This is a genomic window from Shewanella benthica KT99, from assembly GCF_000172075.1.
Taxonomy (GTDB): domain Bacteria; phylum Pseudomonadota; class Gammaproteobacteria; order Enterobacterales; family Shewanellaceae; genus Shewanella; species Shewanella benthica_A.
The window spans coordinates 1-26,422 of the sequence record NZ_ABIC01000048.1 but is presented as its reverse complement, the minus strand read 5'-3'; the positions used below and the strand labels follow the sequence as shown (position 1 = coordinate 26,422).

The following is a 26,422-nucleotide window of genomic DNA, read 5'->3' as shown; positions in this document are numbered from 1 at the left end:
ACAACAGATGAGTTCGGCGCGCCTTGGTATTCCTCCTGCTCGCCGACACCACGAATTTGGAAATATTTAGGACGAGAACTGCCGCCGGACCAGTTAAAGTTCGCGATGGAGTTAAGCACATCTTCGAAGTGCTGCGCGCCTTCGTCTTCTATCTGCTGCTGATCGATAATCGTAATACTCGACGGCATTTTATCCAGTGTCGAGCCACGAAAATCAGAGGTCACCACCATGACTTCCATCTCATAAGCAGGTGTCTCTGTTGGTTCAGAAGCGAAAGCGTGTGGGCTGATTAGTGCGGTCGATACCGCGAGCGCTACCGGAGAAAATTTCTTCAAGACGGTAGAATCGAAACATAAAGATTTAAGTGTAAACATAGGACCCCAAATTATAATTTTTGAGATCCGGCAACTGGAGAAGCGAGAAAGGATGTTATAGTCGACTACAGATGTCTTTAACAGACATCTCGAAAGCATCAAACCTATTGGCCCATTCCTACGCCGGTATTAGCCGGATCAGGTTCAAAGGGTTTGTCATCTGACATCTCAGAAACTGGTATATTAAAATAACAGTCTCACCCCTTGGCAGGCGGGATTATACATGAATAAAACAAGGCATTGACAAATATATGTCATTATATGATGAATTTACCCACACTTGGATCACAAAAAACGTCAGCCAAGAAGACTTTTTCCTATTTCATCGAAATACGCGTTTACTCAACAAAAGATTAATTAGAAAAAGCTTTTCTCACATATAGCTCATAGCGAACGGCGTTAGCATTGGGCGCAACCGCCATGACTTGCATACGCTGCATGCCATGTAACTTCAATGACTTCCATGAGCTGGCTTCATCTTCCAAGGTAAAACCATTGATGTCATACCAGGTAAATTTGTATTGCAGTCGTAAATCAGTGGAGACCTTACTCATGATCACCCCAGAGCCTTGTAGTAGATCCCCCTGTTGACGAGCCTTTAATTGCTCGACTGCAACGTCACGAGCGAAACTGCTGTTATCGATTCTGACTTCACCAGTAGAGCTGGCCATCACACCCGCAGTGTGCTGAGCGCACGCCGTAAAAATAAGCGCCGATGCTAACACCAAAACAATTTTTTTCATTTCATTCACTCCAAATTACCACTGCTGATTCATGTCTCAGTCAGTAGCTTGCAGCCAGAGATTAATCGATCAAAAAGTCAATGGGAAAAAATCTGAATTGACCTGCATTGTTCGCTCTCTACTGGCTGTTAATGCTTAACATTGGACCTAAAGAGCAACCACCGAGTAAGTGCATATGTATATGAAACACCTCTTGGCCACCGTGCTTATTACAATTCATTATGATGCGATAGCCATCTTCGGCAATCCCGGCCTCTTCAGCCAATTTTGCGGCGACCGTGACCATACGACCTAACGCCTTCTCATCCGATGCTTTTACATCGTTTGTCGTCGGGATCAAATGATTGGGGATGATCAATATATGGGTCGGCGCTCTGGCATTTATGTCTCTGAATGCCGTGACTAAATCGTCTTGATATAGGATATCTGCGGGAATTTCACGTCGAATGATTTTGCTAAAAATAGTTTCTTCAGCCATCGAACTGTCCTCTTTTCATTAGGGTTGCCACAGTATACGCATAAATTTATAACTTGTGAGGATATGGGAGTAAAGAGTAAAAACAAGCGACTATAAAATCATCCAAAAACACAAACCCAAACCCACAACAAATTACACACATGTGTATACAAAGGAGTTGACATAAGGAGCTAAACCCTTTTTAATAATGGAAATTTTAAGGGTATATATTCAATGCTGACAAATAAAGAGACCGCTCTGCTCGACGCTGCCGGTGAGCTGATAAGAGAAAAAGGCATGATTGCCTTGAACATGTCCGATGTACATAAGAAAGCGGGTTACTCGAGAGCCGCTCAGTACCAATCTTTTAGTGATAAAAACTCATTGTTAGCGGCATTGTGTATGCGAGAGTTAGTTGAAAACACTACCGCCATCGAAGAGCAAAGATATAAAGAGCTATCCGTTGATTTCACCGTCGTCACTAGACCCGTAGTTTACGACTATTTGAAATTATCAGATCGCCTCATGATAGATTCCGCTTTCTCTCAAATGTTAACAAGTGTAGAGAGCTTACCCGATGTTGAAGAGTTTTCATTCCTGAAACAAGGATTTGCTTTCTTACATGCTGAAAGATTGAAAGCTAAATAATCGGTAAAAATGGGCCTGGTATTGAGGTATTGAGTAGCAGGCATTAGCTTCTAACATCTCTATTTAGGCTTTAATCAGGTAAACCACACCACCTTTCTCATAGACATTAACAAGCAGTAATCTTTATACTTTTGCACAAACGACTTAACAGTTGTTAGCCAATAAAAAAGCGCCCGTAGGCGCTTTTATGACAAGAACAGATACAACAAAAGCAAAAGTCTATCCCTGCTTAATGCGCTCACTCACTCTTGCTTCTGTGTGGGCTTCTAGCCAATACTTTTGTAACACTGGATTTTGCAAGCCTGATTCAGTGTCCGCTAAGTTCCAGGCGCGTTTCCAGATCCCATCGGCTATCATATGCACCACGGCACTCTCAATTGCTTGAGCCACACAGAGACTCACCGGCTCATTTGAGGTATAACCAAGTTCAGATTCGAGTAGGTCTTGAGCATCGATAAACTTGAATACTCCGGCAGAAACCTCTTTAGACAGTATTGACTTAGTCGTGGTTACACTACTGAGTAAGCGCCCGGTGCGGATATCTACGGCTCTCAAGTTAACTGTTACTGTATCGACCCTAAACTTAGTATTCACACCTATGCCCAGATACCTCGCCCCTGCACCACCGGTTTTAATGTTAGTGTCATAGGCGACAATACCACCTTCCATTAAAATCTGTGCTGAGCTTAATTGAGGAAGTTTATTCGCTTCGCCTTTAAGACCCGCTCTGACAATTTTTCTCTCGGTCAGCAGGTTCTGTAGTCCTTCACGCTCAACAGGTATAAACCAACTTGAATCATTCAGCGCCTGAGCAAGGAATGCAGTGCCACTCTGAGGGACTGCCGTCGAAAAGTTACTCGATGGTATGGCCTTATATTGTCCCGTTTGATCGCGAAAATCATAGACTGCGGCAACCATACTCCCCTGTGGAAGAGGTAAACCTATAAGATCATAGTAGGTATCACTCTTAGGCATCAGGCTCGACGATGCTTGTATACCTTCAAATTCACTCGTGCTCGAGCAAGCAGCCAAAAGCAACAAGGCTGCACTGATTATTAACTTCTTCATATTTAGCCCCCCGTGCCCGTATTGACGAGTCCACCGACTTCAATCACTGTTGTTTCACCTGTGACTAAATCTGTGATATGCACTAGCAAGGTGCCATCTTCATTGACAACATTAATCTCAAAATCCGTTGTTTTAAGATAACCTTCGCCGCCATTAGCCGCATCGTTAAACAACTGACTCATCAAACGAGACTCTAACGAGTTGGCCATTCTTTCGAGCGCCGTTGGCGGTGTATAGCCTGAACTGGTCTTGTGGTCATTCTGTGCTGAAGCATTAGCTAAAAGGTAAGAACCATTTAGATAACTGCCACCGAAGTTGGGATTTACAGGCGTATAGATTAATTGAGTTGCGCTGACGGAGAATCCTATCAGGCAACATCCTATGCCACTTCCCAGTAATCTGAACTTCTTCATTTGCGATCCCTGTCTAAAATTCATCTGGAGCAAGATCTGGGTCTAAAAATTGTGCCCAACTTGCCTGTTTCTTATTTTGTCTCAAAGTTTGATTCACCCTGGAAGCCGCAGCAGCAGCCTGATCATCGATATTACGACTCACAGGTGATACCACAGTGATATATATTGGTTTTCTATTGTGTAAAATAGTGATTTTACTGCCACTACGAGCCGTTGCACGCTCGACAATACTCAAGCCTGAATGCGATGAAATCCCACCTATGTCTCTGTATGCCAAGACAAACTCGCGATAAAATCGATGGCCAACCCGGGTCATAGCTCTATTTAAAATCAAGCCATCAACAAGATCAGCCTCTCGCTTTGGCTTTGCATCACTGATATTTTGAGATTCAAGAGCTTGCTTCGATTTGATTTCTACTTTAGGTAAATCGTTCGCCGAAATGAAAAAGGCCATATTGAACAAAAGTAAAAAGCAAACCACTCGCTTCACAGATGGACCTCGTGAAGGTGCGTCTGTGCCCACGCTATCGCTTGACCACGACTAGAAACACCTATTTTTCTAAATGCTCGATAGAGATGAGTTTTAATGGTGCTCTCACTCACAAACAACTGACTCGCGATATTGACATTAGTGCTACCGCTGAGCAGTGCCTGCAGGACTTCTCTTTCTCGAATGGTAAGATTATCACTTCCTTCCAGGTTCGATTGGTCATCGCCACTGTTATGGATTAACTGAGCTGGGATAACAGACTTGCCGCGCAAAATATTGGCTAAGCCTTGTCCAACATCTTCTAATGAAGCATCACAATAGAAAATACCGGCAGTCACTGTTGGATGGATAAGGAAACGAGCATCGATCTGTCTGGGATAGTGTAAGAATACGACTCTCGAGGAATAATCTTTCTCGACATGTCGCTGAATTTGATAAGCGTTTTGTACGTCAACCGTGGCTAAGTCAATCACGATAAGTGAAACACCTCCCTTCTTGATCTCGGTCTCAACTTTCTCTGGCGTCACTTTGACTAACTTAACCAAAAACTCTTGAGGCCAACGTGTATCCAGAAGATCGGCAAGTAATTGAGAGCGTGAAACAACAATCCAATTTATGACTTTAAACATACAGCTGACTCCATGTCGTATTATTTACTGTGCCTGAGGTCTTCAGTGTAACAATTAAGCCACACTAGTGTGACAAATGTATCTATTCATTTTATTTATATAGCCGAAAAGGGTGCTTAGCATCCTTTTCGGCTTTTACACTCTTACTCAGGCACACTAGCTTGCATGATAGTCACCTGGTTATTAGAACCGTAACTGGTCACATTCGCCGTGTTGTATGCATCATACTGACTCACGCTGACAATGTTTCCAGCACCGCCTTCAACATAGATATCAGTAACGTGATGCTGACCATATTGAACCACATCGATATCATTACCAGCGCCAGTGAAAGACTCGACAGTCGCGCTGTTAAACTCGCCAGTCTGAGCGATATCAATTTGCGAACCACTATCGGCAGCGTCTGCATAAGCTAAGTTTTCAGTACCCTTTTGAGTGATATGGATAATGTTGTCATTACCATAAGTACCCGCACCTAAGTCATCGCCATACCAATTACTCGCAGTCGCGCTGTTGGAAACACGGTTACCTGTACCTGACTGAACGATGATGATTTCACTCGCGTTACCACCTTGAGTGGCAGCACCGGCATAGTTATCACTACCCGTTTGAGTCACACTGATGCTATTACCGAAACTAAAATCAGTTTGGTCGATAAGCACTGTGTTTGAATTACCAGTCTGTGCTACAAGCGCTGTATCATTAGTACCGGCTTGATTGATAGTGGCCGTGTTACCCGAACCTTCAAGACTTCCACCTTGAGTTAAGGTTAATGAGTTACTCGCGCCGCTCTGGTCGATATTCGCAATATTGGAGAGATCATTTTGAGTTACGTTAACCGTCTGTTCATCACCAGTTTGAGTGATACTTGCATCGTTAAGTGAACCCGTTTGCAGTACGGTGGCCGAGCTTCCGAAGCTGTTCTGATCAACCGTTACTGAGTTTTCGGTTCCAGTTTGATCGATGTCGACTGTGTTTTCATCACCTGTTTGGTCGACATCGGCTAAGTTATCAGCCGCAGTCTGATTAACGTTAGCAATGTTCAAATAACCGTCTTGATTAATATCTGCCAAGTTGTCACGTGCAGACTGAGTAACGTATGCTTGGTTTACTTCACCATTTGAATAAACAATAGCTTCATTTCTTTTAGCTGATTGTGTCACTTCGGCGATGTTAAGGTTACCTAGCTGAGTGACATCGGCTGAATTGCGTCTTGCTGATTGCGTAACTGTAGCGTCATTACCGTTACCAGTTTGCGTAACCATAGCGGCATTACGCTTAGCCGTTTGGGTAATAACACCCTTGTTTGAGTTGCCTGTTTGATCCAGTGACGCTAAGTTTCTTGCTGCACTCTGGCTTACACGTGCATCGTTATTGTTGCCGAGTTGGCTAACACTGGCACTGTTTTTCTGTGCCAACTGCTCTATATAACCCGTATTTTCATTACCAGACTGAATCAGATCGGCACGGGTAGAATCTGTCCCACCATCATGGTCAAAATTACCGGTGTTCTGCAGGATATCACCATCGTTACCGGCGCCCGTCTGAGTTAACTCGGCTACAGCTGCATCTGAAGAGTCTTGAGAAATGAATGCATCGTTATCGGCACCCGTGTTCTGCACGATTATGGCGTTAGCAAAGTCAGACCAACGGTTGTTGATTTCAGCCGTGTCGCCATTACCATTTTGAGTAATTGCAGAGATTGCCCCATCGGCATTATTCTGGGTAATGCTCGCTGTATTGTCATTGCCATTTTGAGCCACTGACGCTAATGCAGACTGCTTATTATTAAGCTTCTGCATGATAGTCGCAGTATTTTCATTTCCGATAGAGTCAACAGTCGCCAACGCCGAAGATGTCGCATCTTGCTGATCGACAGTTGCCGTGTTGCCATCACCTTGCTGGTTGATGCGAGCTTCTGTTTCTGTTGTTCTCGCTTGAGTTGCTGTCGCAGTATTATTTGAACCTTCCTGGTTCACTAATACTTTGTTGTATGAACTCGCATCTGCTTGAGTCACTGTCGCCGTGTTCTGCACACCGCCGAGTTGAGTGACTTCCGCTACATTATGAGTGCTATCTGCGGCATAAACGCTTGTTGATGCTAAGAGTGCTGCTGATACTACCAGTGCGATTTTGGTCTGCTTCATTTGAGTTTTTCTTCCTTTCCCTAGTTAGATGTATGGCCCTGAGTGATGACAGCAGTTTGTGAACTGCCCCACTGAGCCACACTGACTACATGCCCGGAACCATTTTGCTGAATCCAAACTGAGTTTTCGTATCCTGTTTGATATATATAGGCCTGATTACCATAGCCATTTTGAGTTACATCTATCTCTAGAGCCGTACCAAGTTGATTGGCTATAACCAGATTGCCGTAACCCGTTTGCTGTATGCTCGCTTCGATATCAGAGCCTGATTGCAATAATAGAATTTCATTGCTGACTCCTTGTTGGCTGGCGATAAGTGAAGTGTTATAACCAGTCTGTGCCAGATATAGCTCATTACTCATACCCTGCTGGCTTATATTCGCAGAATGGCTATCGCCTATCTGGTTGACTAAAGCTAGATTTCTTGCACCCGAGAGTTCATCAAAGCTACTGATATCTTCATCTGCGTAGACCAGAGGAGATAAAAACAATCCGGTGATCACCAAGAGTTTCCCCCAGTGATTCAACAAGCTCTTTCCCGTTTTATCCATGTTTGTAGACAACATCTTGCGTCCTGCTTCAGCCAGTCAAAATATTGACGTTAGTATGTCGTTAACAGGGGGGAACATCATCATCCAAAAGTATGAAGCCAGATGGCTCAAACAAGCTATTCTGACTAGAGGACTAATACCTTTATACTAGTTATAAATAGGCATTTCGTAGCTTGTAAATACCTCATAAAAGATAGGCAGTTTCACTTTAAAAGATCATTCATGATTAAGAACAAGTAGTAACGTACATAACCGAACACTTGTTTGATTTTTATTGCGGATTGTTTAAGCAAGTTACATTCAGGATTGATGAATTACTCTTGAGGATGGTGACTTATGGCAAGTCAAGCATCAAGAACACGGCTATTAAGCGCAATAAGATACTTTTGTTCGTAGAATGTGAAACACAATAAAGCAATGAAAGGGGGATAAAGAAGCATACAAGATTAGTGACGCCAATCTAGGCTATTAACGGCACTTAGCCTAAGTCATAAAAAAGGGGCCGAAGCCCCTTCAAAACGCTAAGATAAGCTTTAACTTACCTTTTATTACATAGTACCCTGAGTGACCATAACAAGGTTATTAGAACCAGAACTTGTCACGTTGGCTGTATTGTAGGAATCTGTTTGAGTCACACTTACAGAGTTCATTGAACCACCTACAACATAGACATCAGCAAGATGATAATCGCCAGTTTGGCTGACAGACAGGTCATTTTCGCTACCGAACCATGACTCAACCGTCGCATCGTTAAACTCGCCTGATTGAGCTATATCAACAGATGAATTATCATGAGATGCATCAGCATAAGCAGTGTTATCATTACCTGATTGGCTAATTACTAGCATGTTATTAGCACCGTAAGTACCCGCGCCTATATCTGAACCATAATAATTACTAGCATTGTCATTATTCTTAACACTGTTGTTAGTACCAGTCTGAGTGATAGTGATGGAACTGCCACCACCTAATTCAGTAGCGGCACCAGCATAGTTCGAAGCACCAGATTGAATCACTGAAATACTATTATCATAGCTGTTAGCACTTTGAGCGATCACGACTTGGTTTGAATTACCAGTTTGGCTCAATGTAGCTGTATCGTTATCACCATCTTGATTAACAGTAGCCGTATTACCAGTACCCAAATCACTTCCACTTTGAGTAAGTGTTAGCCCATTACCAAGACCAGACTGAGTCACTGCAGCTGTATTTGAAAAATCATTCTGTGTGATTATGGCTGAATGGTCCGCACCAGTTTGAGTGACTGTAGCACCGTTACTTTCACCCGTTTGAGCAACTTGGGCAAAGCTGCCAGAACTTGTTTGCGCGATAGTCACACCATTACTTGGGCCACTCTGATCGACATCTGCAGTGTTGCCGTTGCCGACTTGATCAACATCTGCAGTATTACCCATAGCGGTTTGAGCTACAGTCGCAGTATTAGAGTCACCATCTTGAGCTACGTCAGCACCATTTGATTCAGCGCTCTGAGTAACGTTAGCTGTGTTTAAATTGCCATTTTGCAGGACTACAGCACTGTTGTACATAGCTGTTTGACTGACAACACTGTTGTTATCATCGCCAGACTGTATCAACGATGCACTTGTTGTGTCAGTACCTGCTCCGTGCATACCATTGCCGGTATTTTGATTAATTGCACCTGTGTTTCCTGCGCCAGTTTGCATTAAGTTAGCAGACGCTGAATCTGAGTCATTCTGAGAGATATACGCGCTATTGCCCGTGCCTAAATTCTGTTCAATTGTCGCTGTTGCATTATCTGACCAGAAGTTATCCACTACGGCGGTATCACCATTACCGTTTTGAGTAATGCTTGAAACAGCTCCATCGGCATCATTCTGATCTATTGTCGCCGTATTACCATCACCAACCTGGACAATGGATGCTGATGCAGAGTCTGCATTATTAAGCTGTTGAGTGATATATGCTTTGTTTCCTTCACCCGTAGTATCGACACTCGCAGTCGATGTTTCGGTTGCATCCATTTGATCTACTATCGCCAGGTTATCATTACCTGTTTGACTAATTGTCGCAGTGGTATCTGAAGTTCTGGCCTGAGTAGCATAAGCCTTGTTACCGTTACCAACTTGATCGATAGCGACCATATTTTCAACACTTTCGTCAGTTTGTGTAACTGAAGCTAAGTTTGTATTACCCGCTTGATTCACTGTAGCTGTATTATCTGTACTCGCAGCATTTGCTCCAAATGATGCAAATAGTGCCGCCGAAACTAATAGCGCAATTTTAGAATGTTTCATTTCCCTGTTTTCCCTTTTCTATAGCTTAGTTAAAGGCTGACAAAGCGTTATCACCAATTAGCGAACTCACAAGGTCATACCGAGTTGTGTGTTTAGAGCCTAAATGTCTCTAAACATGTCCTACTAAAATCTATCATTAGCTCGATAATGATATAGGAAGCCTAATTCCATTAGGCTGTAAAACGGACTGCATTAAGTTGTTATCGAGATTAATTGCTGAGTATTATGCGGAATAATTTAAATGACAACATCCATCACGAGTATTAACACTACTTAACCAAAAGGATCGAAATCAGAGGGGGGTATAGACTTTATAACTACGACTTTAGATGTAAAAGCGTAATGGCTCAGTTACCGATTTTGATATTGTTGGGGAGTAATTTCAAGCAGATTTAAAAACACTCAATGTGTTTTAAGTAACTGTTTTATTTAAATTACATCTGATTCAACCAACTAAAATTAGCTCGGTACAGCCTCTGGCTTTTTGGCATTTCGGCATATTCCAAGACCAATTTAATAGAGTTTCTTGCTGAATTATGTCTTCCTAGGGCATATTGTGCCCTAGGAAGATCAAAATATGCCTGGTGATAATAGGGGGTGTTTTTTAACTTAACAGTAATAGCAAGGTACTCAAGCCAAAAAATACCGAGACACCTTGCCAGAACCTCACGGGATCCCTCTCTAACAATGAGCGCCCGACTTCCGGTTTGTCCCAATTCGCCAGTGGTTGATTAAGTTCATATAACAGCTCACTGGTATCGACCTGACGACTAGCGGGGTCGAAGCTTAAGGCTTTCTTCAGTGTTGGGTCCATCCACAAGGGAATGAGTGGATTGAGTTCATAACTCGGAATATAAACCAGCTTAAGGTAATCTTGTCTGGTGCGACATTGTGACAACTTTCCTTTAAAGGGCAACTGCCCGGTCAGCATCTCGAAGGTGATCACCGCCATGGAAAACAGGTCGGCTTTGTTGGTAACCCGGTAACCCAATACACTCTCGGGGGCGGAATAGTCTGCGGTGCCTAAGATACTATCCCGTTGAAGAGGCGTGGCAATCTCGGCTATGCCCTTGATATAGCAGGAGCCAAAATCGATGAGCTTAATCTGGCCTTCATAGGTCAGTAGAATATTATCGGGTTTAAGATCTTGGTGTATGGTCTCCTTACGATGAAACGCCCTCACCCCGGATTCTATCTGTTTTAACAGCGGCAAGACCTCCTGCACCGAAGCCTTAGGATTACGCGTGATCCAGGTACTCAATGACATGCCGTTGAGATGCTCAGTGACATAGTAAAGCGCACTTTTGGCCCGGTCCCGGTCTAATAACTTCACCACGTTCGGGCTGTTTATCCTGTGGCCTATCCAACTCTCGAGCATAAAACGTTCGATATAGGCCGCGTCATCGAGATAATTAACCGATGGCGTCTTGATGCAACGCTTGTTGCCATCGGCATCGGATGCCAGATACACCTGACTGCGCTGACTCTGGTGTAAAATTTCTTCTATCAGGTAACCGTCTAGCTTCATCCCCTCAGACAATGGCGGAGGAAAAGGTAACTTAGACAGCTTCTGATAGAGATCGTCGATATTTAACTTAGGTAATGTGTCTATGGATAACAGCTGACAGCTGACATTATCCAGACTGCCTGCATCGATTGCCTGAGCACACAATCGTCTGCAAAACTCATCGTGATCGATTGCGGCATCTGACTCTGGTTTAAGCCTTAGTTTAGAGCCTGCTTCAGACTCCGGTTTAGCGCCTGCTTTGGATTCAGGTTTAGACTCTGGTTTAAACTCTGATTTAGAGCCTGCTTTAGATTCAAATTTGAGTTTAGACATAAACTCAGACAATTTAACCGCCAAGTCTTGATCACCGATAACGTCATGAATGCCGTCTGTTGTCAGCAGATAGAGATCGCCTCGCACTAACTCGAGTTTGCGGTAATCCACGTCCAGTTTCACATCTAGACCTAATGCCCTCGCCAGATAGCGCTTGTTCTTACCAAGCACTGTCACATGGTCTCGGCTCAGACGCTCAAGCTTGCCGGCTCTGAACCGATAGGCTCTGGAGTCGCCGACATGGAACAGATAAGCACTGCAAGATTTAAAAATAAGGGCGGTAAAGGTACATACATAGCCCCGCTGCGCCTCTCGATAGTCCTGACCCAAACCATAGAGCCAACGATTCAGTGCGGTGAGTACCTGAGAGCTGGATTTCTCGACGCTCCAGGTATCCGGCGTCGAATAATAATCAGAGATAAAATTACTGATGCTTATGCTGCTGGCTTTCTCTGCCGCTTCCGCGGCGCTGACACCATCACAAATGACCGACACGGCGCCTTTAGTTGTCAGCATCAAGCCATCGGGGATACGTATGCCGATGGCATCTTCATTGGTGGATTTAGCCCCTTGAGCGGAGCACTGACCCGCCCCGATTTCAAGCTCGCCATTCAAAGGCAGCTCTCCATCGACAGACTGCTCTACACCTAAAGTCGGCTCCTCACGTAAAACAGGCTCAGATTTAGAGGTTAAATCATCTTCAACCAGACTCTTACTCAATGACGCTAGGCCCGATGCTGACATATCTTTTACCTGGTTAATTGACACTGATCAAGGTCACTTCACCATCCTCATTCACTTCGGCGATATGCCCCTTAGGCTCAGTGAGAAACAGCAGACTCACAAGACCCAGCACCGCACTGGCAGCGATAACATAGAAGAAGATTTGCGTAGACACCATAGAGTAGACGGTTAGGAAAAATACTGCCCCAACGTTACCATAGGCTCCTGTCATACCGGCAATCTGACCGGTTAATCGTCGCTTAATCAAGGGAACGGCGGCAAATACCGCCCCTTCACCCCCTTGGACAAAGAAAGAACAAGTCATCACCATGATCACCGCCAAGGGTAACGCCCAATCCGAAGTGATCTGTGCCATACCAAGGTAACCCAGAGCTAAGCCCGCAGTCAAAATCATCAGGGTCGGCTTACGACCGAACCTGTCACTTATCCAGCCGCCTCCCGGTCGCGAAACCAGATTCATGAAAGCATAAGTGGACGCCAACATGCCCGCCTGAGTCAGCCCAAGCTCGAAGGTTTCGGCAAAATACAGCGGCAACATAGAGACCACGGCGAGCTCTGAACCAAACGTCGAGAAATACAGTACATTCAATACCGCAACTTGCTTGAAGGGATAGCGCTCAAACTCGGGTACAGGGCCATCGAAGATATGCTTGTTCACCTGATAGGTTTGATACAAGTCGAGCATTAACACAGCAACCAAGATGCCATAGATACCATAGACCTCTATCTGAGTGAACATGCCGACGCCCTCTGGTGACAACTTCCAGCCGAGTAATGCCAAGGTGGCATACATGGGCAATTTCATCAGGATAAGCAGGGCTAAATCGCCCTTGCTTGTCACTTCAAGGGCGCCCGCCTTCTTGGGCTTAAAGTAGGTAGAACCCTTGGGCGTATCGGAAACATTGAAGTAGTAGATAAAGGCGAACACAAAGCTCATCATGCCCGTTAACCCAATGGCATAGCGCCAGCCGTTATCGCCACCAAAAGCGATGGCGATAACGGGTAAGGTAAACGCCGCGGCAGCCGAGCCGAAATTGCCCCAACCGCCATAGATCCCTTCGGCCGTTCCCAACTCTTTCGCCGGAAACCATTCGCTCACCATACGAATACCGATAACAAACCCGGCACCGATAAAGCCGAGTAGGAAGCGCGCCAGCGCTAACTGTTCGAAGGTTTCCCCGAGTGCGAACATGAAACAGGGAAAGCTACACAAGATTAGCAGCGCCGAATAGGTCAGTCTGGGGCCATATTTATCGGTCACCATGCCGATGATGATCCTCGCGGGAATCGTTAACGCCACATTCAGTATAAGCAGTGTTTTAATCTGCTCATTGGTCAATCCCAGGCTTAGGGCAATCACCCCCATCAGAGGCGCGGCATTAAACCAGACCATAAAACTGACGAAGAAGGCCATCCAGCTGAGGTGCATTATTTTCATTTTCCCCGAGAAGGAGAAAAGATTAAATTTATCAGAACTCATCATAACCGCCTTATACTAATGAATGATTACCAGCACGTTTTACCAGCACCTTGCCGGCTTCGCACTTGATCTGGTAGACCTCGACACTTAACGACTCATCTTCGATACAAGAGCCATCACGCAAACTGTAATGTTGTTTATGCAGAGGCGATGCGACAAAAATATCCCCTTCGAGATCACAGATAAGCCCGCGGGATAATAGACTCACGCCGGTGGCCGGGTCGATATTATCCACAGCAAATAACCCTCGCTCGCCTAAGTTAAAAATGGCGATGGCCCTGTCCTCAAACCAAGCCGCTACCCCACCAAAGTCAGGCAATGCTGTTTGTTCACAAATATTGACCCAATTCATACTTGTCACTCCTTTAAGCCAATGGCCTTACTTAGATAATTCAACTAGCTCGACGTTTTTGGATGTATCACTGGGCAAGTTAGTCACTGCAATCGTGCCTACTGAGCCCACCGGGAAACGTTGTCCGCGGCGATAGCGATATTGTTCCACATTCAATTTGGGCCTCTTTTCAGGGTTAACGAATTCACTGAATCGAGATAGGAACTCAGGGTTTTCCAGACTGGTGCGCCACTCACACTGATAAGTCGAGACGACTTTTTCCATCTGAGCTTCCAGATCTGCGGCCACTCCCAGACAATCATCGATGACCACAGACTTAAGGTAATCCAGTCCTCCCTCTAAGGATTCGAGCCACACCGAAGTACGCTGTAAACGGGCGGCAGTCTTAGCGTAGAAAATCAAGATACGATCGATATAGGTCACTAAATCTGCTGTCGATAGATCGATTGCAAACAGATCCCCATGACGAGGTCGCATGCCACCGTTGCCACCCACGAACAGGTTCCAGCCTTTGTCACTGGCGATCACACCGATATCTTTACTCTGAGCCTCGGCACATTCTCTGGTACAACCCGATACCGCGAATTTGATCTTATGTGGGGCGCGTAGACCCTTGTAACGATTCTCCAAGTCTATGGCTAAACTGATTGAATCTTGGACGCCATAGCGGCACCAGGTGCTGCCGACGCAGGACTTAACCGTCCTTAAAGACTTACCGTAGGCATGGCCCGTCTCGAATCCCTGTTCAATCAACTCTTGCCAGATCATCGGCAGATCAGAAAGCTGAGCCCCAAAGAGATCGATGCGTTGACCACCGGTGATCTTGGTGTAAAGATCGTGACGCTTAGCAATCTCACCCAGGGCGATTAACTTGTCTGGGGTAATTTCGCCGCCGGCGATACGAGGCACCACAGAGTAAGAACCATCTTTCTGAAGATTGCCCAGATAGGCATCATTGGTGTCTTGTAGGTTGGCATGTTGAATGTTGAGTACGTATTCGTTCTCTAAGGTGGCAAATATTGACGCGGCAACAGGTTTACAGATATCACAACCTAGGCCCACAGCGGCAGCTTCCCCCTTGCCATGAGTCTTAATTAGGCTGGTGAAATCTCCTATCTCCTCAACCTGACAAAGATGAAACAGCTCCTGTCTGTCGTATTCAAAATGACAACAGATCCCCTTCTCAGTCTCTAAGCCTTGCTCTTCCATGGTCTGAGTGATCACACTCTGAACCAAGGCGCTACAACCACCACAACCTGACGCCGCTTTAGTGCAGGCTTTCACCTCAGTCAGACTATGGGATCCGGCCTGAACGCTCGCGACTATGTCAGCCTTAGTCACCTGATGACAGGAACAGATAATGGCGTTATCTTTCATCTCGAAGCCGGCGCCCTCTTCGCGCTGCAGTAAGTCGACAGCGGGCCCTTCCAGCTCATCACCGGACAAGTATTGATTCAGCAGCAAGCTGTAATCGCTGGCGTCCCCCACCAAAACAGCGCCTTTGAGATAACGGCCTGATTCATCTAACCAGAGCTTCTTATAGGTACCGGCTTGATTATCGGTAAGCTCGACAAATTGGGCCTTGTCAAACCCACGACTCTCACCGATTGAAGCAACGTCCACCCCAAGCAACTTAAGCTTAGTGCTCATATCGGCGCCTTCGAACTTCACTAAGCTCGAAGGTGTGCCAGCCTTGTTAGCAGCGGCGTTAATATGAGATACCGCCGCCCTCGCCATCTGATAACCCGGGGCGACGAGCCCGAATATTCTCTGCTGCCAGAGGGCACACTCACCTATGGCGTAAACATCATCGGCTGATGTTAAGCAGAAATCATTGATGACTATGCCGCCACGCTCGCCCACTTCTATGCCGCTTTGTCTGGCTAGACTGTCCTGTGGGCGAATACCGGCGGAGAAGACAATCATGTCTGTTTCAAGATAGGTATCGTCATTAAAATTCATCCGATGCAGCGCCGACTCACCGGCGACGATAGCCGTGGTCGCCTTGCTGGTATGCACCGACACCCCCAGCTGCTCAATCTTGTCACGCAGAAGGTCACCCGCCTTATCATTGAGCTGTACAGGCATCAGCTGAGATGCAAACTCAACAACATGAGTATCTAACCCTAAGGTCAATAAGGCATTGGCGGCCTCTAATCCCAATAAGCCACCACCTATCACCACTCCGGATGTGGATTTATCGGCGGCTTGCTGTATCTGCTCCAGATCTTCTATGGTGCGATACACCATACACTGGGGCCTGTCTTTGCCCTCGATAGGAGGTACGAAGGGGTAAGAACCCGTAGCCAACATGAGTTTGTCATAAAACCACAAATCACCATCTTGGGTATGCAGGCACTTATTCTCGGTATCGAGCCCGGTCACCTTTTTGCCAAGGTGTAAGGTCACTCCCTGTTTGGCATAGGTATCGACATTTGCCAGCATTAAGCTATCGGCACTGCCTGTCTCGAAATATTTAGACAGCTGCACCCTGTCATAGGCAGCGACTTGCTCACTGCCAAATACCTCTATGTGAAAGTGTTCATTGAGCCCTTGATCGCAAAGCTGTTCTATAAAATGATGGCCAACCATGCCGTTACCCACGACGAGTAACCTAGGCTTACGCTCCAAATCTGTTTTTGCACAACCCATAACACACTCCCATCTCTTTTTGAAACTGCAGATCTGCTAGAAAACAAAAAGGCGCCATGCTCTCAAATGAGAACATGGCGCCATTGCCGATTAGATCCGAATTTTTATTTTACTTATTGTCTTATAGCTTATTACTTTATTACTTATTGCAGTGATTATGCCAATAAAGCACCAAACGTAAGCTATTGATTATATTGCTATTGGCAAGCTGATTGGTAAAAAGTAAAATGAGTGAGCGCACAACCAAGGCGCTTCTGCACCATTTTGGGCGGAATTGAAATGCTTAAGTTTGAAATGGATAGGTTTAAAATAGTGAGGTTTTGAAATGATGAGAGTCGAAGAGTGACGATAGATAAATGAAAGCTTAGCTCAATGGCAATTGTTGAACCAGCTGCTCAACAGAGATGCCGCTGTCCATCGCCTGTTTTTGCAAGAGTTTATGGGCTTGAGGTTCACTCAATCCGTTTTGCTGCAGTCTCGCCTTCACCTTGGCCAGCAACTTTTGCGCCTCTAATGATGATTCTAATTGGAGGATCTTCTGTTGCTGCTCGTTGGCCAGGCTGAACCTCAGCTTTGCCAGTTCTATGACTTGTTCTAGTCTAGCGGGCTCAAACTCACCGGGTACAAATGTCACCCTGCCACATTCGAGTAATCTGGTCAGATCCTCTTTCTGCCAACACTTAGCATTCACCACCAACGGAATGGGAGAGAATAGCATCAGGCGTAACAACAGTTGAAGATCGACGCCAATCATCTCTGAGCAAACATAAACGAGAAGATCTTGTTCATTGCAAAGAGGTACTCGCTCTATATCCTGTAACTTAGTTAAGCTAATAACTTTCCAGTGAGTATCATGGATATGAAGCTCATCAGGTTGATCTGTAAAACAGGTATAAATAGTCATCTCATTCTCCAGGCTTGCTCGGCTAAAGATTCAGCTTGTGACACTGATTGACACTGACCTTGCAGTAGATAAACTGCCGACAGTGTACTGATAACGCTCGCCTCGGCAATTTGTTCGAGCTTAGATGGTACTAATACTGATGACGAATACTCTGAATGACTCCCACGGCGAGTGTCACTAGCCTCACTATGCTGCCAAATCTGATTCAATATCAGGCAAGCTTGCTGCGGTGAAAGAGCAAGCTCTGATGACAAGGTGTTCATGCCAACAAAACCTTCGAGCCGGGTGGGAAGATGAATAACCTGGCTGTCACCCCGTGATGCTATGGTCAACTCGGTGGAGATCCTGGGATTAATTTCAGTCTCTCCCTGCACTCCTTTAAAAATGCCGACTCTACCTTTGAGTAAACACGCATGGGCCATTAGCTTAGCGACCTTGGCATGCATCTTATCCAGACCAGGATGAAAATAGCTACGCAGGCTAACAGGAGCATTGGCCGGATTAGTGCAGCGAATGGCTATCTGGAACAGACTTCTTAAACCTAGTTCTTGATGTAATTCGCGAAATTGCGCAACCAAGGGCGAGAAACTATCGGCATCGACATAACAAATCCCCACTGAATCTAATGCAGCTTGAGCCTCTTCAGGATTACTCGCCTTAGGAATATTAAGTTGCTCAACATGAGCCGCAATATGCTTTCTATGACTGAGCGATCTAGGATCTCCGTGCAACAGTACCCGTTCACCTTGATTCGCAAGTACTTTTGCGGCGAGTAATAGCCAGGGCAATAATTCACGTTTTCCTGCATAACAGGGCCAGTCGATGCTCACATCGAGATTTGACCATTTATCACTGATGCTGGATTTTATCCCCAAGGCCGCACCTGCAACTTCCTCACAGGTTTCTCCCCTGACCCGCATCAACATTAACGCCGCAGCGAGCTGCACCTTAGTGCCAATGCCGTTAGAGAAACCTTTGATAAGAAAATGCGCCTCACTGAGCATCAAAGATCGGGAGCCTTTTGCGCCTCGCCCTAATGTTTTTATTAACCCCTGATAGGCTTTCTTCATAGAGTCTACAGCCTCTTATTATTTCAATTTAAAACAAAGACATAAAGGAATGAATGAAAGATAACCTTTCTCACCACAATCAAACTCATGCTTGTATCGGCAGAAGAACCTCAGCAGATTCACTCATACTTTTATCACTAGCAACGACATCAGTATTGCTGTATTCGACTTGATTGATTAGCTCCGCAAGCTCTTGCCCCACAGAAACCACTTCACCAACAATCATCAAAGTTGGACCCGACACCTGGAGCTGGTTGGCCACTTCGGCCATAGTCCCTAAGGTTGCAAAACTGAGTTTCTGCTCGACTCTAGCCCCGCTACTGATAAACACCATAGGCAGTTTGATACTTGCCCCCGCCGTTAACAGGCCATGTGCGATATGCGCCGCCTGCTCTTTACCCATATAAAATACTAGCGTCGACTGCGCAGTTAGCAGAGCCTGCCAGCCTACGCCAGTCTGGCAAGAATCATCGATGACGGTGCCGGTCACTAAGGTTACAGACCTTGCCACTCCTCTGTGAGTCAGCGGGATCCCAGCACTGGCGGCGCAGCCAAGTGCGGCTGTGACACCGGGAACAAATTGACTGGCGATACCCTGCTTAGCCAGAAATATGGCCTCTTCACAGCCACGGCCAAATACATTGGGATCGCCGCCTTTTAATCGTACGACCTTGAGTCCCCGCTTCGCACAAGCCAGCAGCAACCGGTTGATATCATCTTGCTTGGCACTGGGCATGCCACACCTCTTACCGGCAAAGTGCATCTCACACTCATTCGATGCCAGATCAAGAATATCTTCACTGACCAGGCTGTCATAGATCAAAGCGTCCGCAGAGGAGATTAGACGCGCGGCTTTAAGCGTCAATAGCTCAACATCACCGCAACCCGCGCCAACAATAGCCACTCTGTGCGAGGGTGAGATATCCCCGAGGTTTACATTGTGGCTATGTTTCAATTCAATAATATCGGCACTTTCCATCTCATATCATCCACTTATGTTCGCGATAAATATAAGATTGCAACCAACACGCCAACATTCAATCGATTGATAATTAACAATAAAAAAATATGCGGTGTTATTTTTTGATAAAATGAGCAAAGAGAGTGCAATCAGTAGGTAAAAGCAGTAAGAAGTTGCACCAATATGGGGCTCACGGATCACACGCAGGATGAGTAGAGGAAAGAGGGGGAGTGATTACGGCTTATTGGCACCATTAGGCTTGCTATAGAGCAAAGACAAAATTTGCTGCTACGACTGCCATCAAAAAAAGCTCGAGAGTTTGTTCAAGTTTGCCAACTAATATCCGGCCGCCAGCCACTTATCCACTCAGGAATATCTCCTGCTGGCATGGGCTTAGCTATGCCATAACCTTGTGCTAATTCACACCCAAGTTTTAATAGTGCTGTGCCGTGCTCAATCGTTTCCACGCCTTCGGCGATCACCTCTCGATTGAATGATTTAGCTAAAGCAATCACGCCTTCGACAATCGCCAAATCATCAGCATCATGCAACATATCCCGCACAAAACTCTGGTCAATTTTAATCAGTTTTGCTGGTAATCGTCTCAGGTAAGTCAGTGATGAATAGCCTGTGCCAAAATCATCTAAAGCAAAATTGACCCCCATCGCTATGCAAGCTTCCATGATCTTTGAAACATGTTGTACGTCATCTAAGGCACTTGTTTCCAGCACCTCTAGCTCTAAATAGCATGGTTCAACATCTGGGTGGGTCGCTAGCAGTGTCGTTAGTCTCTGCGTAAAATCAGGTTGCTGTAATTGTATTGCGGCAATATTGACACTAGTCCTTACGAGGAACTTTAGCCCCAACTCTTGCCATCGGCTGATTTGTGTCAGTGCGGTATCGATGACCCATTCACCGTAAGCATTCACCAGAGGGGGATTGACTAAGCTGAGGTTAGTCCAAATACGTCTGGGTAGTCGCATTTACCCACCACGCCCGCAATGATAGTGCTGATCACTGTTATCGGGGATAACTTGCGCTTCTTGCACGTTTCAACGACTGAGAGGATCCGAGATCGAAACTTCTCACCCCTATCTGAACTGGTGCCATAGCAGATCTTGCGCATGATCACGCTGCCACGCAAACAACGCTCGGCTTCGTTATTGGTCAAAGGTGTCCCTGGGTGATTGAGAAAAACCCATAAACCTTGCTCATATTTGAGAATATGCCGGCATCGGCCTGAGTAGCGTGAAGCGGGCACATTTTCCCCGCACTCAAGCCAGCGCTTAATATTGCGCCTTAGTCGTTGCATTCGCCGACGCCACATTATTTCGTCAACGTCACCGGCTTCATATCTATGTTGAGTGCGAAATACGGACTTGAATAGCAATACCAGTCGATTGCCGATACTCGCGGTAAGCCCCTTACCTGAATAATCGGCCATTTGTTGTAAATTACGCTGCACATGGGCAAGGCAAAATTGATGCCGTTCGGGCTCAATCCAGTTGTAGCTGGGACATTGGTCACTCACGACAATCGCTTGGGTATGCTCGCCTAATATCGATTTGGCTGCATCCTTATTACGAAAATATTTCACCTGTTGGAATACGGCATCCTCACTCGATAACAACCAGACCCAGCGGGTATGCTCTTCACCATTACGATTGTGCGTCGTCTCGTCAACATGCACTAATGACGCTTTTTTTATGTGTTGATGCAGAGCTTGGTGTGTCGGCGTCAGCATACTACTGACTCGCCCTTGCGCTTCAGAAATCAGACCGATAGAGAAATGAGTCCCGTATTGGTCTTGCAGTAAACGTTGAATTTTACGTACGCTCAGGTGATACAAGCCACTGAGCACAGCCACGTAACTGAGCAATCGTGGCCCCATCTGACCATCGGGAGCCTCTTCAGGCAAGGCTCCTTTGCTCACGGTGTTGCACTGCTGACAACGCCCGTGAAATAACTGGTATTCAGTTATATCAAGTGCAGGTTTAGGTAATTCAAATACCTGATGACGATAGCTTGGAGTCGGGTTGGCAATGACCTCGCCACCACAATCAGAACAACATGAATCGGGTAAGCAAGCGACTTGCTCATCGGTTGCGCTGAGTTCCGCTAATGGTCTTTTATGCCCCGTATGTCCAGGTTGAGCGCCAACCTTATTTCCACTACGAGGCGTTTGAGCTTTTTTCGCTCAGCCTTATCCGCAGGGGAGTCAGAGGATGGTGATTTGGATGAGTTTCTAGAGCTCAATGCTAGGCGGTCTTCATATTCACGTAACTTTTCCCACAGTTCTTGAATGAGTAAGTTTGCTTTTTTTTCACCGAGTTCAGCAACCGTAGGCGGCTCTGTTGCGAATTGTTTTTTCTTTTTCATGAAGCTATTTTGACACGGCAAAGAGATCGTTCAATAGCGATATGACCAAACCTTATTGATCATCAATTGATCGTGTCAATAAGGGGCTGGTGAACGGTTACCATTCACCTAACTCTATACTCATGGCATTATTTTCGATAGCGGGTAAAAAATCGATAGGGTGTAATAGCCCTCGCGTTGGGTGTTGCCAACGAATAAGTGCCTCTACACCGGCCACAGTACCCGTTTTCATATTAACCTTAGGCTGATAATGGAGCAAAAAGTGACAACTCGTGACGACGGCACTGCAGCATGGCTTGTGATAATCTGTCTGCGAGTAATGAGCGATTCGGCAAATTAGTCAGTATGTCATAATGGGCAATATGCTCTATCTCTTCTTGATGTTCTTTCATCGCAGTAATGTCGTTACCGATGGAGACATAATGAGTCGTGATTCCGCGTTCATCACATACCGCACTGATCGTTTTCATGACGGCATATACTTCGCCACTTTTACGCCTGTTCCAAACTTCTCCAGACCAGTAACCATCTTTCAATAAAGTTTTCCACATAGCAGTGTAGAATTCAGGAGAGTGCCGTCCCGATTGGAGAATTCGTGGGTTTTGACCAATAACCTCTTCACGACTAAAACCCGTTATACGCGTAAAGGCGTCATTAACCTCGATAATCGTGGCTTTTTCATCGGTGATAGAGATCTCTTCACAGGAATGCGAAAATACACTGGCGGCGAGTTTAAGTTTTTCTTCAGACTGTTTACGTTCAGTGATGTCGTGAATGACTCCTACCAGAAAGAAGTTCCCTTTAGAGTCTACGAATCTATTCTTTCTTGTCAGAATTGTTCTTGTTTGCTCACCTATCGGTGTCAGTGTTTCTTCGCATAAAATCTCTTTACCTTCAGTTAACACTTTTCTATCGATGGATAAAAAGTGATCTTGCTCGTCAGGTAGTACTTGCTCGGCAAGTGTTCTACCAATGATCTCTTCTTTAGACATTCCAAAAATTTTGCAAAAAGCATCATTAACAAGCAACAATCTGCACTGATCATCTTTTACAAATATGGGGTTGCCAGTATTATTAAAAACCGCATTGAGATACATTTCGATATCATGCAATTTTTCATCAAATGAATTTAACCTAACTGAGTTGTTGAGTTCTACAGGCGTCATTTTCTATCATTCCTTGTTGGAAATTAACCCTAGAGAGATACAAGAATGCTGCTGTCACTTGTTAAGACTTGTGATTTAAAGCCTATGCTCAAATTAGTTCAGAGCTTTCAAGCTAGCTTTAAAAAATGGCAATTAGAGTCCTTCAATTAACCATGATTTCACTCATAACTATCTTTTCTAAATATAGAATAAACTTGATTTAGTGACTTATTTACTTATTTACTTATTTACTTATCTACTTATCTTAAAGGTTAGCCCTTAATTTTATAAAGACTAACCTCAAATATTTCTTACTGTAGCAGCTGCAGACAGTCAAGCGTATTTACTACTCAGCGAGTGCAATGCTTGCCATCTTCATGGTACTTGCAAACGATTCTGCCCCAGCGATAAACAAACCGTTATGGCAAAACATTGCATCATCTATGCCTGTTACTTCTTGAAGCGCTGTACCGTTTAATCCTGCCCACGCTTTTGGTAGCGACTTTCTATCTTCGAATGAGCCAAGTTCTGCGGGTACGGTTTGAACTCTCCACTGCCCTGACTGAGATGGATAAACAACATATAAAGCCGCTTCAGATAAGGCATGAACCGTTCTTTTCCAAGGTGTATATTTTTCTAATACAATCACTCTTGGATCTTCAGCATCATCAATCGCTTTAGCCACAATCGCTTTTGCGCTAATACCACCGTTAGCTGAAGCAATAAAGCGTGCTAACACCCGTGATGCAAAGTCTACCGCTTCGTTAAAACTGGCATCAAAGTCACCCTCTTCTTGCCAAGTTGGATTAAACATGGAGATGGTGTGACTAAGGCTAATACCTGTGGAAACACCGGTAACATGACCACAATCAATAGCATCAATGGTCGATACTAAACCAGCATCGACTGATGTGGCTAACTCCTGGTTACCCTGACATATTTCTAAGCCATACTTTTTCCAAATTAAGCCAAAAGATGAATACGGGATACCATCTTCTCGCTCACCAGCCCCACCACGTTGATGGTGATCAAAACGGCCTAAACTCGGATCATATTCACCACCGACATCAAGCACAACATCTGCTTTGGTAATAATGTCAGCATTACGTGTCCGTACGAGATTAAAAGCCGGAAAAACACACTTAAGTGCTGCGATACTGAAAACATCATCGGCATGAAAATTACCGTCGTGGGTTACTATCGTTATATCATTCATCAGTTTTTATCATTTTAGGAAGAAATAAGAAGATGCAGATAAAAATTTTACCACAGATTATAGAGTGGATTCTATATTAACCCAGTCGACAATAGCTGATTATCGTTATCCAGTACGACACAGTGGTTATAACGAAGTTATATATCCAAACGTAAAAATGGGAGCCTAGGCTCCCATTTAATCAATGTCTATCATCAAATAAGCTTATTACAGCTCTACTTCAAGATAGACTCTGGTGTGCGGCCATCATCATGGCAGCTATCACATGTTGGCTTGTCGCCTACATTCATGTCATGTGGTGCATGACAATCGGCGCACATTAGATTACCTTCATGTGGTTGGTGTACAGCATCCATCTCATCTAGTGTACCGTGACAGCTTTGGCACTGTTCAAACTCAAATGCACCATCAGCAGAAGGCTCACCATCTTCATGACAGGCTTCACAGCCATCCATTTCTACATGCATTTCTGCAAGCTCTTGTGGCTCAGCCGTAGCAACTGGTGATAAAGCTAATGCTGCCAAAGCAGCACCGAATAATGCACTTAGTAATTTATTGCTCACAATCATATCCTCTTATAATGACAGCATAGTGGAGTTTTATTAGTTAACCCCATCTTGCTCTCAACAGTCTTAGCACGACATTGCATAAAATAGCTAAGGAACTGCAAATACGCAACTTTTATTGGATTTAGGATATCGTCAAAGCAAGTTTGAAACTGTGCGCTTAATCAAATTCAGTAAAAAGACTTAATAACTATGCAAGAAAACCTCATAAAACCATGGTAATAATATTCATTCTTATTTAGCTGTATTCTTGAATAAGCGTCTAGTGCGTGAACTGCATTTCCCATATCCCGATGATATAAGCGTAGTTAACATCTAGCTAACTGTGAAAACGGGAGCCAAGGCTCCCGTTGGGTTTATAGCAATTTCTGACTAGTGACTAGCTAGCACGCAATGCTGCGATACGCTTCTCTAGTGGAGGATGGCTCATCATCAGTTCAGACATAGACTTCTTACCATTAATCCCTAGTGCAGACATCTGTGCAGGCATGGCACCTGTTGCAGGTCCTTGACGCAGACGCTCGAGAGCCGCAATCATCTTTTCCTTACCCGCAAGTTTAGCTGCGCCTTCGTCTGCCTTGAACTCACGAATACGCGAGAAATAGGCCACGATCATAGAGGCAAGAATACCGAATAACATGTCGAGGACAAATACCACGCCCATGTAGGCGAACATGCCCAGGCCTTCACCCTCTTCATCATTACTTGAAACGAAGTTATTGATGATGCCAGCCACCACACGGGCAGCGAAGATAACGAAGGTGTTAACCACACCCTGAATAAGGGTCAGGGTAACCATGTCGCCGTTTGCCACATGACTCACTTCGTGGGCAAGCACGCCTTCAATTTCATCTTGACTCATGCCATAAAGCAGACCACTACTCACAGCAACAAGGGCCTTATCTTTACTTGGACCCGTCGCAAAAGCATTTAGCTCTTCAGACTGATAGATAGCCACTTCCGGCATCTTGATACCAGCTTGCTCAGCCTGACGAGCGACAGTCTCAACAAGCCATCGCTCGGTACTATCACGAGGTGTAGTGATGACTTCGCAGCCCATGGTCTTTTTAGCCATCCACTTAGAGATAGCTAAACTGAGGAAAGCGCCGCCAAAACCGAAAATAGCAGCAAAAACAAGTAAACCGCCCATGGTAGATGTATTAACACCTAATAGTGACATCACAATTGAGGCCACGAGTAAGATTGCCATGTTGGTCGCAATTAATAAAAAAATACGCATTAAATAAGCTCCTGTTGGGTAGTTATACCATTCCATATGAGTATCTGGTCAGTTCAGAGACTCTCAGTTTTTCAATT

Annotated in this window: 24 protein-coding genes, 1 pseudogene and 1 riboswitch; of the genes and pseudogenes, 1 reads left to right on the top strand and 24 read right to left on the bottom strand. The window is 45.1% G+C overall.

Annotation, left to right across the window (positions count from 1 at the left end; translation table 11 throughout):
• The 3 genes from KT99_RS16915 to hinT all read right to left on the bottom strand — a co-directional run.
• Window positions 1–374 (bottom strand): TonB-dependent receptor plug domain-containing protein (locus KT99_RS16915; protein WP_005502406.1); only part of this gene is annotated, 374 nt, incomplete at its 3' end.
• Window positions 375–472: 98 nt separating this feature from the next.
• Window positions 473–589: riboswitch (TPP riboswitch) on the bottom strand.
• 138 nt (window positions 590–727) lie between these two features.
• Window positions 728–1,117: a YcfL family protein gene (locus KT99_RS16910; protein WP_005502405.1), complete on the bottom strand. Its 390-nt coding sequence runs from the start codon at window positions 1,115–1,117 to the stop codon at window positions 728–730.
• Between the two features lie 118 nt (window positions 1,118–1,235).
• The gene (gene hinT, locus KT99_RS16905) at window positions 1,236–1,595 is read right to left on the bottom strand and encodes a purine nucleoside phosphoramidase (RefSeq protein ID WP_005502397.1); all 360 of its coding nucleotides are present in this window, start codon (window positions 1,593–1,595) and stop codon (window positions 1,236–1,238) included.
• A 213-nt stretch (window positions 1,596–1,808) separates the two neighbouring features.
• Between hinT and KT99_RS16900 the strand changes: the two genes are divergently transcribed.
• On the top strand, window positions 1,809–2,222 hold the full coding sequence (locus KT99_RS16900; protein WP_005502396.1) for a TetR/AcrR family transcriptional regulator: 414 nt from the start codon (window positions 1,809–1,811) through the stop codon (window positions 2,220–2,222).
• Between the two features lie 219 nt (window positions 2,223–2,441).
• Here KT99_RS16900 and KT99_RS16895 read toward each other — a convergent pair whose 3' ends face one another.
• From KT99_RS16895 to htpX, 21 genes and pseudogenes are all read right to left on the bottom strand, one after another.
• Complete coding sequence (locus KT99_RS16895; RefSeq protein ID WP_005502394.1) at window positions 2,442–3,290, bottom strand: CsgG/HfaB family protein; 849 nt, start codon at window positions 3,288–3,290, stop codon at window positions 2,442–2,444.
• Window positions 3,291–3,292: 2 nt separating this feature from the next.
• On the bottom strand, window positions 3,293–3,703 hold the full coding sequence (locus KT99_RS16890; protein ID WP_005502393.1) for a curli assembly protein CsgF: 411 nt from the start codon (window positions 3,701–3,703) through the stop codon (window positions 3,293–3,295).
• Between the two features lie 13 nt (window positions 3,704–3,716).
• Window positions 3,717–4,157: a curli production assembly/transport protein CsgE gene (locus KT99_RS16885; protein ID WP_005502392.1), complete on the bottom strand. Its 441-nt coding sequence runs from the start codon at window positions 4,155–4,157 to the stop codon at window positions 3,717–3,719.
• A 32-nt stretch (window positions 4,158–4,189) separates the two neighbouring features.
• Complete coding sequence (locus KT99_RS16880) at window positions 4,190–4,822, bottom strand: LuxR C-terminal-related transcriptional regulator (protein ID WP_005502390.1); 633 nt, start codon at window positions 4,820–4,822, stop codon at window positions 4,190–4,192.
• 143 nt (window positions 4,823–4,965) lie between these two features.
• Complete coding sequence (locus KT99_RS16875; protein WP_005502388.1) at window positions 4,966–6,969, bottom strand: curlin; 2,004 nt, start codon at window positions 6,967–6,969, stop codon at window positions 4,966–4,968.
• 20 nt (window positions 6,970–6,989) lie between these two features.
• On the bottom strand, window positions 6,990–7,535 hold the full coding sequence (locus KT99_RS16870; protein WP_232504318.1) for a curlin: 546 nt from the start codon (window positions 7,533–7,535) through the stop codon (window positions 6,990–6,992).
• 533 nt (window positions 7,536–8,068) lie between these two features.
• Window positions 8,069–9,796 (bottom strand): beta strand repeat-containing protein, encoded by a 1,728-nt coding sequence (locus KT99_RS16865; RefSeq protein WP_005502384.1) that lies wholly within the window; start codon window positions 9,794–9,796, stop codon window positions 8,069–8,071.
• Between the two features lie 604 nt (window positions 9,797–10,400).
• A complete protein-coding gene (locus tag KT99_RS16860) occupies window positions 10,401–12,380 on the bottom strand; it encodes a protein kinase domain-containing protein (RefSeq protein ID WP_269764055.1) in 1,980 nt (659 codons plus the stop codon).
• Window positions 12,381–12,393: 13 nt separating this feature from the next.
• On the bottom strand, window positions 12,394–13,860 hold the full coding sequence (locus KT99_RS16855) for a NarK family nitrate/nitrite MFS transporter (protein WP_005502382.1): 1,467 nt from the start codon (window positions 13,858–13,860) through the stop codon (window positions 12,394–12,396).
• 10 nt (window positions 13,861–13,870) lie between these two features.
• A complete protein-coding gene (gene nirD, locus KT99_RS16850) occupies window positions 13,871–14,212 on the bottom strand; it encodes a nitrite reductase small subunit NirD (RefSeq protein WP_005502381.1) in 342 nt (113 codons plus the stop codon).
• A 27-nt stretch (window positions 14,213–14,239) separates the two neighbouring features.
• Window positions 14,240–16,864, bottom strand: coding sequence for a nitrite reductase large subunit NirB (nirB, locus tag KT99_RS16845; RefSeq protein ID WP_005502380.1), 2,625 nt, complete (start codon window positions 16,862–16,864; stop codon window positions 14,240–14,242).
• Between the two features lie 364 nt (window positions 16,865–17,228).
• Window positions 17,229–17,768 (bottom strand): ANTAR domain-containing response regulator, encoded by a 540-nt coding sequence (locus KT99_RS16840; protein WP_005502379.1) that lies wholly within the window; start codon window positions 17,766–17,768, stop codon window positions 17,229–17,231.
• The gene (locus tag KT99_RS16835; protein WP_005502378.1) at window positions 17,765–18,838 is read right to left on the bottom strand and encodes a glycosyl transferase; all 1,074 of its coding nucleotides are present in this window, start codon (window positions 18,836–18,838) and stop codon (window positions 17,765–17,767) included. Before KT99_RS16835 ends, KT99_RS16840 begins: the two co-directional genes overlap by 4 nt.
• 85 nt (window positions 18,839–18,923) lie before the next feature.
• A complete protein-coding gene (gene cobA, locus KT99_RS16830) occupies window positions 18,924–19,817 on the bottom strand; it encodes a uroporphyrinogen-III C-methyltransferase (RefSeq protein ID WP_005502377.1) in 894 nt (297 codons plus the stop codon).
• Between the two features lie 305 nt (window positions 19,818–20,122).
• Window positions 20,123–20,716, bottom strand: a pseudogene (locus KT99_RS16825) (EAL domain-containing protein); the annotation flags it as partial.
• 26 nt (window positions 20,717–20,742) lie between these two features.
• A protein-coding gene (locus KT99_RS16820) for an IS66-like element ISSbe3 family transposase (RefSeq protein WP_086017578.1) occupies window positions 20,743–22,178 on the bottom strand; the annotation gives its coding sequence in 2 pieces (ribosomal slippage) (window positions 20,743–21,986 and window positions 21,986–22,178; 1,437 coding nt in all).
• 97 nt (window positions 22,179–22,275) lie between these two features.
• Entirely contained in the window at window positions 22,276–22,410 is a 135-nt protein-coding gene (locus tag KT99_RS23435) for an EAL domain-containing protein (RefSeq protein WP_005502373.1), read from the bottom strand.
• Window positions 22,411–22,417: 7 nt separating this feature from the next.
• Window positions 22,418–23,344: a PAS domain-containing protein gene (locus KT99_RS16810; protein WP_005502371.1), complete on the bottom strand. Its 927-nt coding sequence runs from the start codon at window positions 23,342–23,344 to the stop codon at window positions 22,418–22,420.
• A 325-nt stretch (window positions 23,345–23,669) separates the two neighbouring features.
• The gene (locus tag KT99_RS16805) at window positions 23,670–24,539 is read right to left on the bottom strand and encodes an MYG1 family protein (protein WP_005502366.1); all 870 of its coding nucleotides are present in this window, start codon (window positions 24,537–24,539) and stop codon (window positions 23,670–23,672) included.
• 215 nt (window positions 24,540–24,754) lie between these two features.
• Window positions 24,755–25,102 (bottom strand): tetraheme c-type cytochrome CctA, encoded by a 348-nt coding sequence (gene cctA, locus KT99_RS16800; protein WP_040572138.1) that lies wholly within the window; start codon window positions 25,100–25,102, stop codon window positions 24,755–24,757.
• Window positions 25,103–25,484: 382 nt separating this feature from the next.
• Window positions 25,485–26,381 (bottom strand): protease HtpX, encoded by an 897-nt coding sequence (gene htpX / locus KT99_RS16795; protein ID WP_198402033.1) that lies wholly within the window; start codon window positions 26,379–26,381, stop codon window positions 25,485–25,487.
• Between the last annotated feature and the right edge of the window lie 41 nt (window positions 26,382–26,422).